Genomic DNA, 12,981 nt, shown 5'->3' on the forward strand with positions numbered 1-12,981 from the left:
TAACTGCTAGCATTCGATGCACGGAACGCGCACATAATCGGGCAAAGGCGGCGTCATGAGACCGAACTCGATCGGACCGGATCCGGCCGTCGCGGTCTTCGCCGACGACCTGTCCGGTGCGGCGGAAGTGGCGAGCGCCTTTCTCGACCGGAGTGCGCCCCTGTCGCTTCTTCTCGGCGCCGGCGAGGCGCACGCGGCGGGCGGAGTCGTCATCGCGGATCTCGACACCCGGTCGATGAGCGCCGAGGGTGCGGCCCGGACGATGCGCCGTGCCCTCGACGGCGTTCCGTCCGGCACGCTCGTGGTGAAGAAGATCGACTCACTTCTGCGCGGGAACATCGGGGCCGAGGTGGGAATTCTCGCCGACAGCGGTCCGGTGGTTTTCGCGGCGGGCCTGCCCGCACTCGACCGGACCGTGCGCGGCGGCGTCGTGCACGTCGGTTCGACGCCACTCCATGCCGCCGGCGTCTGGTCGGCGGAACCCACCCCGCCGCCGGAATCGGTGGCCGCACTCTTCCCGGGCCGTCCCACGCGGTGCGTGCCCCGCGGTCCCGGCGTCGGCCAGGCGCTGGCCCGCGCGGCGTCCGACGGCGCCATCGCGATCTGCGACGTCGAGACCGAGACCGACCTCGACTCGATCGTCCTGGCCTGCCGCACCATTCCCGGAGTGCGACTGGCCGGGACGTCCGCCCTCGCCGCGGCCGTGGCGCGCACCCTGCCCCGACGCGACGTCACCGCTCCCGCGGTCACGCCCGCGGACTCCGTCCTGACCGTCGTCGGAACGGCGGAACCCATTGCTGTGCAACAGGTTGCATCACTCGTCGCCGACGGTGCCCGGCACATCCCCGTCGGCGCCCGCAACCTTCTCCTCGGCGACGTCGACACCGGGCCCCTGAGCCGCGCACTCGACAGCGGTCACGCAGTCCTGACGGTCACCGGAGACGTCGACCCGTCGAACGCGCGGACGCTGTCGGCGGCGCTCGGCCGACTGGTCGCCGCCCTGCAGAACGGCCACCGCTCCGATCTTGTGCTCACCGGCGGGGAGACGGCGCGGGCCATCGTCGACGCGCTGGGCATCACGTCACTCCGGCCGGTCCACGAGGTGCACCACGGCGCCGTCGCCTCCGTCGCATCCGACGGCCGTCGCGTCGTCACCAAGCCCGGCAGTTTCGGCGACTCGACCAGTCTCTCCGCGATCGCGGCCTACCTGTGCGGCCATGAGCCGCCCACCCACACTCCCACACAGCGAGGACCTCACATGAGCGCGTCAACCGATACCGCGAACCTGCCCATCGTCGCCGTCACCATGGGCGACGGCGCCGGAATCGGCCCCGAGGTGATCGTCCCCGCCCTGCTGGACGAGGCCACCCTGTCCTGGTGCAAGCCCGTCGTCATCGGCGACGCGAAGCGGCTGCGTCTCGCGGCGAACGTGCTCGGCATCGACGTCGACATCGTGACCGTCGAATCGATCGCCGACGCGCAGTCGGTGCCCGGGCGCGTCAACGTCATCGATCTCGACCTCCTGCCCGAAGACCTGGCGTGGGGCGAACTGTCCCCGGTCGCCGGTCACGCCGCGTACGAGTACATCCGCGTCGCCAGCGAACTCGCGGTGCGCGGGGAGGTGCAGGCCATCTGCACGGCCCCGCTCAACAAGGAGGCTCTGCACGCCGCAGGCCACATCTTCCCGGGGCACACCGAACTCCTCGCGCACCTCACCGGCACCGAGGAGGTGTCCATGATGCTGTCGACGCCGAAGCTGAAGGTGATCCACGTGACCACCCACATCGGCCTGCTCGACGCCGTCGCGAAGATCGAACCCGGACTCGTCGAGCGGACGATCCGGCGTGGGCACGAGGCGCTCGTGCGCTCCGGAATCCCGGAACCGAAGATCGGGGTGTGCGGCATCAACCCGCACGCCGGCGAGCACGGGCTGTTCGGCTACGGGGAGGAGGAGCAGAAGATCATTCCCGCGGTCGAGCTGCTGAAGGCGGACGGCATCGACGTCCACGGACCCCTGCCTGCCGACACCGCATTCTTCCTCGCGGGACGCGGCGACTACGACCTGATCGTGGCGATGTACCACGATCAGGGGCACGGGCCGGTGAAGGTCCTCGGCATCGAGGCGGGTGTCAACATCACGGTCGGGCTGCCCGTCATCCGGACGTCCGTCGACCACGGCACCGCCTTCGACATCGCAGGCAAGGGTATTGCGGAGGCCGGTAGTATGGTCGAAGCTCTTCGTCAGGCTGCCGAATTGGCAACCAGCACAGCGGTTGTGAAGTAGGGGGACGAAACATGGCGGTTCGCGAGTCGGAAGCACGCCGATCCGAGATCGTGCGGCTGGCCCGGTCGAGCGGGCTGGCCAGCGTCGACGACCTGTCGGCACAGTTCGGTGTCACCGCCTCCACCATCCGGCGGGACCTGAGCCAGCTCACTTCCCAGGGGCTGATCGCCCGCACCTACGGTGGCGCCATCGCGCTCGACCCCCAGCAGGAATCGTCACTCCGCCAGCGCGCTCTCGAGGGTTTCGACGCGAAGCGCGCTATCGCGGAATGGTCCGCCAGCCAGGTCCGGCCGGGCGAGACCATCCTGCTCGACGCGGGCACCACGGTGGGTGCGATGGGGGAGTTTCTGCGCGACATCGAAGACATCACGGTCATCGCGGCCGGTCTGACCGCCCTCGAATCGCTCGCCGACGCCGACTCCGTGCGCGTCGAGTGCATCGGGGGAACACTCCGCCATCTCAGTCAGGGGTTCGTCGGACCGCTGGCGGAGGCCACCCTCCAACGTGTCACGTTCGATCGCGCGTTCCTCGGGGCGGATGCCGTCACCGCGGATCTGGGCATCTGCGAAGCCGAACTGGAGCAGACGCGCCTCAAGGAAATCATGATCGCCCGCGCGGACGAGGTGTACGTGCTGGCGCACGCGGCAAAACTCGGGCAGCGCCCGTTCCATGCGTGGGCGCCGATCCCACCCGGAACCACCATCGTCACCGACGACTCCGCAGACATCGGGGAGACGGCGTCCTTCGAAGCCGCAGGGATGCGTGTCGTGCGCGTCTGACGCCGGTTTACCGCTTGTCCTTCTTCGCTTGTTTCCGTGCGCCCGCGGCGATGGTGGAGGCTTCGAATTTCTTGCGGCCGGACGATTTCCGGGTGGCGTCGACGCGGGCCTTGCCGGACGAGCCGACCTTGCCGTCACTGTCGCCGAGTTCGCTGAAGGAGGGGGAGTCGCTGCGGGCACGGGCGAGTCGTTCGTCCTTCAAGTCCTGAGCGCTGGCGCGTGCCGCCGTCGCCAACTGGCGGCTCACCCGGCTGAGTGCTGCCTCGAAGACTTCGGCCTTGTCGGCGTTGCGGACGTTGGCCGCCTTACCGGCCGCACGCGCTCCCTTGTCCTCGACCTTCGCTGCGCCTTCCTGGCGGTACAGCTTGACGTGCTTGTTGCGGGCGCGGCGAACGCGGGTGTGCAGCTTGATCAGCTTGTCCTCGTCCAAGCCGGCCATCTGCGCCTTCTTGGTCTCGCGAATCAGCACGAACTCGTCCTCGGACAGGGAATTCAGAATCTTCTTCATGTCGGCTCCGATCCGGCCACAGGCCGTGAGTTGTAGTCATGGTAACCGGGAAACGTTCCGGTCGGTCCGTTTCGGTGAAGTGGTGGTCACCTCCCGATCGAGTCGTCGATTGGTCTGTGCAAGTTGCCATTCCGTCTGCCGGGCCAACCGCTCGACCTGGTCCGGGTCGAGGCGGTCGCACACGAAATCCCAGTGCACCGCCACCCGGTCGCCCACGGCGAGATCGTGCACGAAAGTTCCCTCGGGCACGCGGTAGTCGGCCGGGTCGTCCTGCTCGGGGCCGAGCGACAGCCGGGTTCCGTCCCACGACAGGCGGCGCGACCGGACGAGCGCACGATCGGCGTCGACCCCCACCACCTCACCCCAGCGGATGCGGCAGGAGTCGAGAACCTGCAGTGGCTGCGGCATTCCGGTGTCCAGCAGCCGCGACCACGGGTACACCCCGAACACGTGAAAGTTGTGGGTCGGCGCCGCCTCCCCGAGCAGGTCCGCGGTGAGGTGCTTCCAGTAGTGACCGGCCTGCGACGCGAGGCGGGACAGCAGGGCGGAGCCGAACTCGGCCCGGTCGATGTGGTCGGAGAGTTCGTCCGCGATCCAGTACCCCCGGACAACCCTCTCGTCCAATGGGTCCGCGATTCCGGCGAGCCGGGCGATCACCTCCTGGTACGGCCACGCGCCGCTGAACTGCCTCGCCATCGCCACCACATCGGTCTCCGGCGTGCCGCCGCACGCGACGGCCTGCAGTCGCTCCGAGCCGGGAGGACCGCAGTACCCCAGGGCATTCGGGGCGTGCGCGTACTGCGCGAACACGCGGTGCCCGGGAGGGATCACCTGGTCAGCCTCGCTGACCGAGCAATTGCGCCGTCTCGCGGTGGAGCCGGCCGAAGTTGTAGTACGCGGCGCACGCACCCTCGGGGGAGACCATGCACGTGCCGATCGGAGTCTCCGGGGTGCACGCCGTCCCGAACACCTTGCATTCCCAGGGTTTGATGACGCCCTTGAGGACCTCGCCGCACTGGCAGGCCTTCGGATCAGCCACCCGCACACCCGGCATCGAGAACTTCTCCTCGGCGTCGAACTCGGCGTAGTTCCGGTGGACCTTGAGCGCGCTCTGCGAGATGAAACCGAGTCCGCGCCATTCGAAGTGCGGGCGCAGTTCGAACGTCTCGGCCATCAGCTTCAGTGCCTGCACGTTGCCCTCCGCGCGCACCACCCGCTTGTACTGGTTCTCGATCTCACAGCGGCCCTCGCGAATCTGCTGGAGCAGCATGTGCACCGACGCGAGGATGTCGAGAGGCTCGAAGCCCGCGACCACCATCGGTTTCCCGTACACCTCGGACACGAACCGGTACGGCCGCAGCCCCACCACGGTGGACACGTGGCCCGGGCCGAGGAAACCCGACAACCGCAGGTCGGGGGATTCGAGGATGGCCTTGATCGGCGGAACGATCGTGACGTGGTTGCAGAACACGCTGAAGTTCTGCACGCCCAGCGCCCGCGCGCGCACCAGGGTCACCGCGGTGGACGGCGCGGTGGTCTCGAACCCGACGGCGAAGAACACCACCTGGTGGTCGGGGTTGTCGAGGGCCACCTTCAGCGCGTCCAGCGGCGAATACACGAAGCGGACGTCCGCGCCGCGGGCCTTCGCCTCGATGAGGTTTCCCTTGGATCCGGGCACCCGCATCATGTCGCCGAACGTCGTGAAGATGACGCCGGGTTGCTCGGCCAGCCACATGGCGTCGTCGACGCGGCCCATCGGGATGACGCACACCGGGCATCCGGGGCCGTGCACCAACTCCACGGACTCCGGAAGCAGGTGCTCGATGCCGTGCCGGTAGATGGTGTGGGTGTGCCCGCCGCACACCTCCATGAACTTGAACTCGTCACCGCGGGCCAGTTCGGTGATGGATTTGACCAGGGCGCGCGCCGCCGCCGGGTCCCGGAATTCGTCGACGAACTTCATCCCTGTTACCTCGTTCTTGCTGTAGTCACGCGATTTCGGACGAGTTGAACGCGTCGATCTCGTTCACGTAGTCGGCGCCCATCTTCTGCACCTGATCCAGCGTCAGCTGCGCCTCGATCTCGTCGATCTTCGCCATCGCGAAGCCGACGTGCACGAGCACCCAGTCACCGACGACGAGACCCTCTTCGGCGAGCAGTCGCACACTGATCGTTCTCTGGACGCCGTTCACGTCCACCTTGGCCAGATGCTGTTCGGCGTCGACGATGTCGACCACCTGACCGGGTATCCCCAGACACATCGTGGTTCTCCTTCTCGGGCTGTTCTTCAGCAGATTCGGGGGAGCGGGTCACCGACGAGCATGTCGACGATCCGGCTGCCGCCGAACGAGGTTCGCAGTGCGACGATGCCCGGCGGTTCGGCCAGGATCTCGCCCACCGCGGTCGCGTCAGCTCCCCGCGGGTGGGCTCGCAGCGCCGCGACGGCCGCGTCCGCCTCCTCCGCCGCGACGATGGCGACGAACTTGCCCTCGTTCGCGACGTACAGCGGGTCGATGCCGAGCATGTCGCAGGCACCGAGCACCTGAGGCTCGATGGGCAGCGACTGCTCATCGATGATCACGGCGAGCTGGCAGGCATGGGCCAGTTCGTTGCACACGGTGCCGACGCCGCCACGGGTGGCGTCCCGCATCCACCGCGTCGACGGGGCCGCCTCCAGCAGCGTCTCCACCAGGGAATTGACGGGGGCCGTGTCGGAGGCGATGTCGGCCTCGATGGCCAGGTCGCCGCGGGCGAGCATCACGGCCATCCCGTGTGCGCCGATCGTGCCCGACAGCAGCACCTTGTCGCCCGCGCGCACGAGGTCGGGCGACAGCCGCCTGCCCTCCGGGATGACACCGACGCCGGCGGTGGAGATGTAGACCCCGTCAGCGGCGCCCTTGCCGACGACCTTGGTGTCGCCGGTGACGATCTGCACTCCCGACAGGACAGCCGCCTCGCTCATGTCGGCGACGATCTCCCGCAGTTCGGCGATCGGGAAACCCTCCTCGATGACGAACGCCGCCGACAACCACTTGGGGCGCGCACCGGACACGGCGAGATCGTTGACGGTCCCGTGCACCGCGAGATGCCCGATGGAACCGCCGGGAAACCGCAGCGGCTGAACCACGTACGAGTCGGTGGAGAACGCGAGCCGCTCACCCGACGGCATGGTGAGCGCGGCCGCGTCACCGAGTTGCTCGAGTTCCTCGTTGCGGAACGCCTCCACGAACACCGCGTCGACGAGCGCGGCCGACGACTTTCCGCCCGCACCGTGAGCGAGTGTCACCACCTCGTCGAGCAGCCGGGGCCTGCGCTGCCGGAACTTGTCGATCCGCTCCAGCACCCGGTCTTCGCGTTCCGCCGACGTGGCCGGTTCAGTTGTGCTCATGAAGCCTCCACGGAGTTGGGAGCGGGCCGCGTCATGTGTTCCTGGGCCACCGACCACAGCCGGTACCCGAGCATCGCGTGGCTCTCCTGAATCCGGTGGATGCTCTGCGAATGGACGGTGTAGCAGAAATCGAGTTCGCCTGCGGACGCCATCGCCGCCATCCGGCCGCCCTCGTGCCCGGCGAACCCGATGGTCAACAGCCCCCGCTGCTTCGCCTCGGTGAGCGCGGTCATCAGGTCGTCCGAGTTCCCCGACGTCGACAGCGCGATCGCGACGTCGCGGTCCCGGGCGTGGGCGATGATCTGCCGTTTGAAGATCAGATCGAAGCCCACGTCGTTGCCGAGCGCCGTCACCACGGCCTGATCGGCGGCGAGCGACCAGGCCGCCACCGGGCGTCCGCGGGCGGGACGGCTGAACAGCGACGCCAGCGTGGCGGCGTCGGTGGAACTGCCGCCGTTGCCGAACGTGTAGAGGCGGCCGCCGCGGCGGAACCGGTCGGCCATGTCGATCCCGGCCGCGGTCAGGCCTTCCCCGTATTCGTCGAGGGACGCCTTCTGCAGACGCGCGCTCTCGGCGGCCTTCCCGCAGGCGGAGGCGGCGAGGTCGTCGAGGAGGCTCTGGGCGTCGGTTTCCTCCGAGTCGATGAACGGGTAGAGGAAGCTGGTGCTCTCCGAGTCGTGGGTGGTCATCGGTTCGCCTCCGGACTCGTGTCGTCGAGTCGCGTGATCGCCGCGCCCGCGTGCACCAGGACGAGGTCGTTGGGCCGGACGTCGCCGAGGACGCTGACGTCCACCCATTCCTCGCCGGCGGCCGTGCGGACCAGGGCGGGGCCGAGGGGTTCGGCGGGCTCGATCACCACTTCACCGAGACGGCCCTCGTCGCTGCACGTGACGCAGACCGTCTCGTCGCACTCCTCGGCGTCAGGCTTCAGCAGTCCCGAGTGCTCGAAGCAGACGTGCGTGAGTTCCCACAGCAGGTGGTACATGAGGACGAACCGTCCGGTGGCGGGGACCATCGGGTCGTCCGAGTCGACCCAGAGGATGTGGTTCGCCGCGCCGGCCGGTGGCCGCGGGCCCGCCCCGATCCACATCGTCGTCGCCCCCCACGCCGGTGCGCGGCGCATGGCGTCGACCACGGCGGGTTCGTTCGCCGACGCCACCGCCAGCAGGATGTCGCCGGGCCTGCTCGCCACCCGGGCCTGCGCCACCGGATCGGGTTCGACGAGGGCCACCGACGGCAGCGCCCGTTTGCCCATGATCACGGGATGGACGAATTCGACGGCGACGTGATGGGCGTGCGGTTCCCACTGCGGTGAGATCACCCAGAGCGTCGCCCCGTCATGGAATTTGCGGGCGAGCGACAACGCCGCGGCGGCGAGATCCGCGGACAGGTCCGTGTCGACGAGGTGCCCGCCCGCCTCTGCGGTGGTGGTCATTCACTAGCTCCCGTCCCGGGCCGTCCGGTCGGGGGCTGCCGACGTCACGGTCCGCGCATGGTTGCCGCGGCACCGATCACCGCCTGGCCGAGGGAGAGTCCTCCGTCGTTGGGAGGCACCCGGTGGTGGGTGAGGACTCGATAACCGCTGCTCTCCCAGTGTGCTCTCACCAGTGCGAGGAATAAACGGTTTTGAAAGACTCCTCCGGTCAGCCCGATCGTCGACGCACCGGTCGCGGTGGCGGCCCGGTCGACGAGGTCCGCCGTCGCGCCCGCGAGGGCATGGTGGAAGCCGAGCGCGAGCGCCGCGGGCGGGGTTCCGTCGCGCAGACTTGTGACGATGCCGGACACCAGAAGAGGCAGAGTGAGCTGGTCGTTCTCCACCTGCATGGTGAGGGGCGCGGGGCGCGGGGCGGTCCGGGCGAGGGCCTCGAGTTCGATGGCCGCCTGCGCCTCGTACGTGACCCGGTGCCGGACCCCGAGCAGCGACGCGACGCCGTCGAACAGGCGGCCCGCGCTCGTCGTCCTGATGCATCCGACACCCGAGACGAGTTGCGATTCCACGGCCGCGCGTTCCGCGGCGGGGATCGCCGCCACGCAGGGCAGTCCGCCGACGTCGGTGATGCCGCACTCGTGCAGCAGCGCCAGTGCCACCCGCACCGGATTCCGGACGGCCGCGTCGCCACCCGGCAGTGAGAACGGCTGCACGTGTCCGACCCGCCGCGAGTCGAGGATGTCCGGGCCGACGAGGAGGAGTTCGCCGCCCCACACGGTGGTGTCGCAGCCGTACCCGGTCCCGTCGAACGCGACACCGAGCACCGTCGTCCCGACCAACCCGTGTTCGGCCATCAGCGACGCGACGTGCGCGTGGTGGTGCTGCACGGTGAGCAGCGGGACGCCGGTGCTGTCGCTGTAGCGCCGGGCCCAGTGGTGCGTCGAATAGCCGGGGTGCCGGTCGGCGACCACGGCCTCCGGGGTGATCCCGTGCAGCTGCGTCAACTGCCGCACCGATGTCTCGAAGGCGCGCTGACTCTCCAGGCTGCCCATGTCTCCGAGGTGCGCCGAACAGAACGCGTAGTCCTGCCGGGTCAGGCAGAAGGTGTTCTTGATCTCCGCGCCCACCGCCAGGATCTCCGGGCCCTGCGCGGGCAGCACCACCGGCAGCGGCGCGAACCCGCGCGAGCGCCGGATCGGCAGCACCGCCGCGTCCGCCACCGCCAGCACGGAATCCTCACAGGGCACCGCGATCCGGCGGTCGTGCATCAGGAACACGTCGGCGATGTCCCGCAACCGGGTACGGGCGTCGTCGTTGTCGAAACACAGCGGTTCGCCGCTGAGGTTGCCGGACGTCATGACCAGCACCCGCGGTGGGTCGACGTCGCTGCCGGGGGTCCGGGTGAAGAGCAGGTGATGCAGGGGGGTGTACGGCAGCATCACGCCGAGGTCGTCGATCCCGGGCGCGATTCCGTCGGCAATCGTGGCAGTATTCCGCTTGTGCAGCAACAGGATCGGCCGGGCCGCGTGCCGCAGCAGCGCGCTCTCGGGTTCGGAGATCTCGCACAGTTCGGCGGCGACGGACAGGTCTGCCGTCATCACCGCGAACGGCTTGTCCGGGCGGTGCTTGCGTGCCCGGAGGGTCGCCACGGCGGACGCGTCGGCGGCGTCGCACACGAGGTGGAACCCGCCGAGGCCCTTGACCGCCACGATCCGGCCGCCCCGCAACGCCCCCTGCACCGCGGTGATCACGGCATCGTCCCCGTCCACCCGGCGACCGTCGATCTCGGCGAACAGGTGCGGACCGCAGTCGGGGCAGCACACCGGTTGCGCGTGGAACCGGCGATCGGCAGGGTCGCGGTACTCGGCCAGGCACGCCGCGCACAGCGGGAACTCGGCCATCGTGGTGTTCGGCCGGTCGTAGGGCAGGTCGGTGATCACCGTGAACCGCGGCCCGCAGTTGGTGCAATTGACGAACGGGTGCCGATACCGGCGGTCGTGCGGATCGGCCAGTTCGCGAAGGCAATCCGCGCACGTCGCTACGTCCGGCGACACCAGCGTCCGTGCGCCGGGGACGTGCCGGCTGTCGATGATCCGGAACGACTCGTCCCCGCGCACCGGCACGGGCTGGACCGTCGCGTCCACGATCACGGCCATCGGCGGCGCGTCCGTGCGGAGCCGCCGCACGAACTCCGACACCGACGCGGACTTGCCCTCGATCTCGATGAACACGCTGACGTCGTCGTTGCCGCAGTGGCCGTGCAACCCCAGGTCACCGGCCAGTCGCGCGACGAACGGGCGGAAACCGACCCCCTGCACGACCCCGTGGACCGTGATGCGCGATCGTTCGACCGTCATCCTCGGATGATTCCCCCGCCGAGGTGCGGGGCGCAAGAGCCGCGCCCGCGGTCCGCCTGCCGGATCACTCGCCTTCGACGGTGCGCGCACCGGTGATCGTGTCGATCAGCCCGTAGTCGCGGGCCTCGTCGGCGGTGAGGATCCGGTGGTCCCGCATGTCTGCGATCACCGTGTCGACGGGACGCCGGCAGGAGTCGGCGATCCGCTGCTGGAGTCTGCGCAGCTGTTGCTCGTGCTGTTCCGCGGCGATGGCGACGTCCGACGCCGGACCGGTGCAGGACGTCCGCGGTTCGAGGAGGTGGAACGTGGCGTGCGCCGCCGCCGTCCGGCGGTCGGCAGGCGCGAGGAGAGCGATCGCCGTTCCGCGGACGTCGCCGCGGCAGTGCACGTGCAGCCGGACGCCCATCAGGTCCAGGGTGTCGAGGAGCGTGGCGGCCGCGTCGACGTCGGCGTCGACGCCGTGCAGCCACAACTGGACCTCGTCGTCGCCGGACGCGTCGAGCAGCGCCAGCGACGCCGCCGCGCGGTTCGTGGCTTCCGCGTCGAGCCGGCCGGTGAGCGAGACGATCCGTTTGTCGAACAGGCGCTCGGCCAGCCAGTCGGGACCACCGGTAGCGCCGACGGACGTGACGGGCATCGGTGCCGACGGTAACCGGGGGTCCGGCTGCCAGGGCGTGTGAAAAGGCGGGACCGACGGTGGGGTGGGTGGTGGCCAGATCATGGTGACTCCCGGTGCGGTGAGATCGTCCAGTCGACCGTCCCGCCCACGGCCTCGGCATACCGTTCGAGTGTCGACAGGCGGGGATCGACGTCGCCGCGTTCGAGCCGTGCCACGGCCGACTGCGACGTGCCCATGTGGGCGGCGATCTCCGTCTGCGTCAGACCCCGCTCGCGGCGGGTGGTGACGAGTTCGTCCAGCAGCGCTCGACGCCGATCGGACAGGTTCCCCAGTCCGGGAAAAGACGTGCGTCGAGGGGTGGTCGACATACCATCGATGGTATCTCGAAAACGGTATACGGAGGGGTGCTCATGGCGAAGGTTCGTGCGGCCGTCATCGGCGGCGGCATCATCGGTCTTGCGGTCGCCCGGGAACTTCTGCACCGGATGGACGCCGTCGAGGTGACGCTGTTCGAGAAGGAAACTCGGGTCGCGGCCCACCAGACCGGGCACAACAGCGGCGTCGTCCACGCCGGTCTGTACTACCCGCCGGGCAGCCTCAAGGCGCGCCTGTGCCGCCGCGGCGTCACCCTCCTGCAGCAGTACGCGCAGGACAAGGGTGTGGCCTACGAGGAGTGCGGCAAAGTGGTGGTCGCCCACGACGCGTCCGAAGTGGGCCGGATGGACGCCATCTTCGACCGGGCGGTGGCCAACGGGGTTCCCGGTATCCGCAAGATCGCGGGGGCGGAGATCCCCGAGATCGAACCGCACGCCCGCGGGGTCGCCGCCGTGCACTCGCCGCACACCGCGATCATCGACTACGTGGCGATCGCGGAGGCCCTCGCCGCGGACATCGCCGCGGCGGGGGGACGCGTGCTGCTCGGCCGGGAGGTCGTGGGTCTGGACAGCCGGGCGTCGGAAACGGTGGTCACCACCGGGCACGGCAGTGAGGTCTTCGACCTGGTGGTCACGTGCGCCGGACTGCAGTCCGACCGGGTGGCGCTGCTGTCGGGTGAACCGCGAACCCCCCGGGTGGTGCCGTTCTTCGGCGACTACTTCCTGCTCGAGCCGGAGCGGTCCTCACTCGTGAAGGGGCTGATCTACCCGGTCCCGGATCCTCGGTACCCGTTCCTCGGTGTCCACCTCACCAAGCGGATCGACGGGCGAATCATGCTCGGGCCGAACGCTTTTCTCTCCCTCGGGCGGGAGGCGTACGACCGTCGGGGGTGGTCGGCATCGGACGTGGTGTCCGCGGTCGGGTTTCCCGGATTCTGGCGGTTCGCCGCGCACAACACCGCGGCGGCGGTCCGCGAGGCCCGCACCGTCCTCAGTACGGGCCAGTTCGTGAAGGAGGCGCAGAAGTATGTGCCCGACCTGCGCCGCTCCGACGTCACCCGCGGCCCCCGGGGCATTCGCGCCCAGGCGATGAACGCCGACGGCAGCCTCGAGGACGACTTCGTCATCACCGGGGGGCACCGCGTGATCCACGTCCGGAACGCGCCCTCCCCGGGTGCGACGTCGTCGCTCGCCATCGCCGAACACGTCGTGACGGAAGTTCTCGAACGCACGACCACGTGAC

Annotated in this window: 13 protein-coding genes; 3 read left to right on the forward strand and 10 right to left on the reverse strand. The window is 69.4% G+C overall.

Annotation, left to right across the window (positions count from 1 at the left end):
• Positions 1-55 precede the first annotated feature (55 nt).
• A complete protein-coding gene (pdxA, locus tag CJ179_RS24705; RefSeq protein ID WP_095863185.1) occupies positions 56-2,284 on the forward strand; it encodes a 4-hydroxythreonine-4-phosphate dehydrogenase PdxA in 2,229 nt (742 codons plus the stop codon).
• An 11-nt stretch (positions 2,285-2,295) separates the two neighbouring features.
• Positions 2,296-3,063 (forward strand): DeoR/GlpR family DNA-binding transcription regulator, encoded by a 768-nt coding sequence (locus CJ179_RS24710; protein ID WP_072938927.1) that lies wholly within the window; start codon positions 2,296-2,298, stop codon positions 3,061-3,063.
• A 7-nt stretch (positions 3,064-3,070) separates the two neighbouring features.
• On the opposite strand, the gene CJ179_RS24715 is transcribed toward CJ179_RS24710, so the two are convergent.
• From CJ179_RS24715 to CJ179_RS24760, 10 genes are all read right to left on the reverse strand, one after another.
• The gene (locus tag CJ179_RS24715) at positions 3,071-3,571 is read right to left on the reverse strand and encodes a hypothetical protein (protein WP_095863186.1); all 501 of its coding nucleotides are present in this window, start codon (positions 3,569-3,571) and stop codon (positions 3,071-3,073) included.
• Between the two features lie 36 nt (positions 3,572-3,607).
• Positions 3,608-4,399 (reverse strand): DUF6390 family protein, encoded by a 792-nt coding sequence (locus tag CJ179_RS24720; RefSeq protein ID WP_095863608.1) that lies wholly within the window; start codon positions 4,397-4,399, stop codon positions 3,608-3,610.
• Positions 4,400-4,406: 7 nt separating this feature from the next.
• A complete protein-coding gene (gene hypD, locus CJ179_RS24725) occupies positions 4,407-5,534 on the reverse strand; it encodes a hydrogenase formation protein HypD (RefSeq protein WP_095863187.1) in 1,128 nt (375 codons plus the stop codon).
• Between the two features lie 25 nt (positions 5,535-5,559).
• The gene (locus tag CJ179_RS24730; protein ID WP_005244643.1) at positions 5,560-5,832 is read right to left on the reverse strand and encodes a HypC/HybG/HupF family hydrogenase formation chaperone; all 273 of its coding nucleotides are present in this window, start codon (positions 5,830-5,832) and stop codon (positions 5,560-5,562) included.
• Between the two features lie 26 nt (positions 5,833-5,858).
• On the reverse strand, positions 5,859-6,959 hold the full coding sequence (hypE, locus tag CJ179_RS24735) for a hydrogenase expression/formation protein HypE (protein ID WP_095863188.1): 1,101 nt from the start codon (positions 6,957-6,959) through the stop codon (positions 5,859-5,861).
• The gene (locus CJ179_RS24740) at positions 6,956-7,648 is read right to left on the reverse strand and encodes an SIS domain-containing protein (protein ID WP_095863189.1); all 693 of its coding nucleotides are present in this window, start codon (positions 7,646-7,648) and stop codon (positions 6,956-6,958) included. Before CJ179_RS24740 ends, hypE begins: the two co-directional genes overlap by 4 nt.
• Complete coding sequence (locus CJ179_RS24745; protein WP_095863190.1) at positions 7,645-8,394, reverse strand: hydrogenase assembly protein HupF; 750 nt, start codon at positions 8,392-8,394, stop codon at positions 7,645-7,647. Before CJ179_RS24745 ends, CJ179_RS24740 begins: the two co-directional genes overlap by 4 nt.
• 44 nt (positions 8,395-8,438) lie before the next feature.
• Positions 8,439-10,745 (reverse strand): carbamoyltransferase HypF, encoded by a 2,307-nt coding sequence (gene hypF / locus CJ179_RS24750; protein WP_095863191.1) that lies wholly within the window; start codon positions 10,743-10,745, stop codon positions 8,439-8,441.
• A 64-nt stretch (positions 10,746-10,809) separates the two neighbouring features.
• On the reverse strand, positions 10,810-11,382 hold the full coding sequence (locus tag CJ179_RS24755) for an ATP-dependent Clp protease proteolytic subunit (protein WP_095863192.1): 573 nt from the start codon (positions 11,380-11,382) through the stop codon (positions 10,810-10,812).
• A gap of 80 nt (positions 11,383-11,462) precedes the next feature.
• Complete coding sequence (locus tag CJ179_RS24760; RefSeq protein ID WP_072938908.1) at positions 11,463-11,732, reverse strand: helix-turn-helix transcriptional regulator; 270 nt, start codon at positions 11,730-11,732, stop codon at positions 11,463-11,465.
• 42 nt (positions 11,733-11,774) lie between these two features.
• Here CJ179_RS24760 and lhgO point away from each other — a divergent pair, with 42 nt between their 5' ends.
• A complete protein-coding gene (lhgO, locus tag CJ179_RS24765; protein WP_072938905.1) occupies positions 11,775-12,980 on the forward strand; it encodes an L-2-hydroxyglutarate oxidase in 1,206 nt (401 codons plus the stop codon).
• The last annotated feature ends 1 nt before the right edge of the window (position 12,981 follow it).

The organism is Rhodococcus sp. ACS1, from assembly GCF_002300155.1.
GTDB classification, from domain to species: Bacteria; Actinomycetota; Actinomycetes; order Mycobacteriales; family Mycobacteriaceae; genus Rhodococcus_F; species Rhodococcus_F koreensis.

Coding starts and splice junctions, on each gene's coding strand:
- lhgO (WP_072938905.1), top strand. CDS start 11,775: ATGGCGAAGGTTCGTGCGGCCGTCATCGGCGGCGGCATCATCGGTCTT.
- CJ179_RS24745 (WP_095863190.1), bottom strand. CDS start 8,394: ATGACCACCACCGCAGAGGCGGGCGGGCACCTCGTCGACACGGACCTG.
- CJ179_RS24730 (WP_005244643.1), bottom strand. CDS start 5,832: ATGTGTCTGGGGATACCCGGTCAGGTGGTCGACATCGTCGACGCCGAA.
- pdxA (WP_095863185.1), top strand. CDS start 56: ATGAGACCGAACTCGATCGGACCGGATCCGGCCGTCGCGGTCTTCGCC.
- CJ179_RS24710 (WP_072938927.1), top strand. CDS start 2,296: ATGGCGGTTCGCGAGTCGGAAGCACGCCGATCCGAGATCGTGCGGCTG.
- hypF (WP_095863191.1), bottom strand. CDS start 10,745: ATGACGGTCGAACGATCGCGCATCACGGTCCACGGGGTCGTGCAGGGG.
- hypE (WP_095863188.1), bottom strand. CDS start 6,959: ATGAGCACAACTGAACCGGCCACGTCGGCGGAACGCGAAGACCGGGTG.
- CJ179_RS24760 (WP_072938908.1), bottom strand. CDS start 11,732: ATGTCGACCACCCCTCGACGCACGTCTTTTCCCGGACTGGGGAACCTG.
- hypD (WP_095863187.1), bottom strand. CDS start 5,534: ATGAAGTTCGTCGACGAATTCCGGGACCCGGCGGCGGCGCGCGCCCTG.
- CJ179_RS24740 (WP_095863189.1), bottom strand. CDS start 7,648: ATGACCACCCACGACTCGGAGAGCACCAGCTTCCTCTACCCGTTCATC.
- CJ179_RS24755 (WP_095863192.1), bottom strand. CDS start 11,382: ATGCCCGTCACGTCCGTCGGCGCTACCGGTGGTCCCGACTGGCTGGCC.
- CJ179_RS24715 (WP_095863186.1), bottom strand. CDS start 3,571: ATGAAGAAGATTCTGAATTCCCTGTCCGAGGACGAGTTCGTGCTGATT.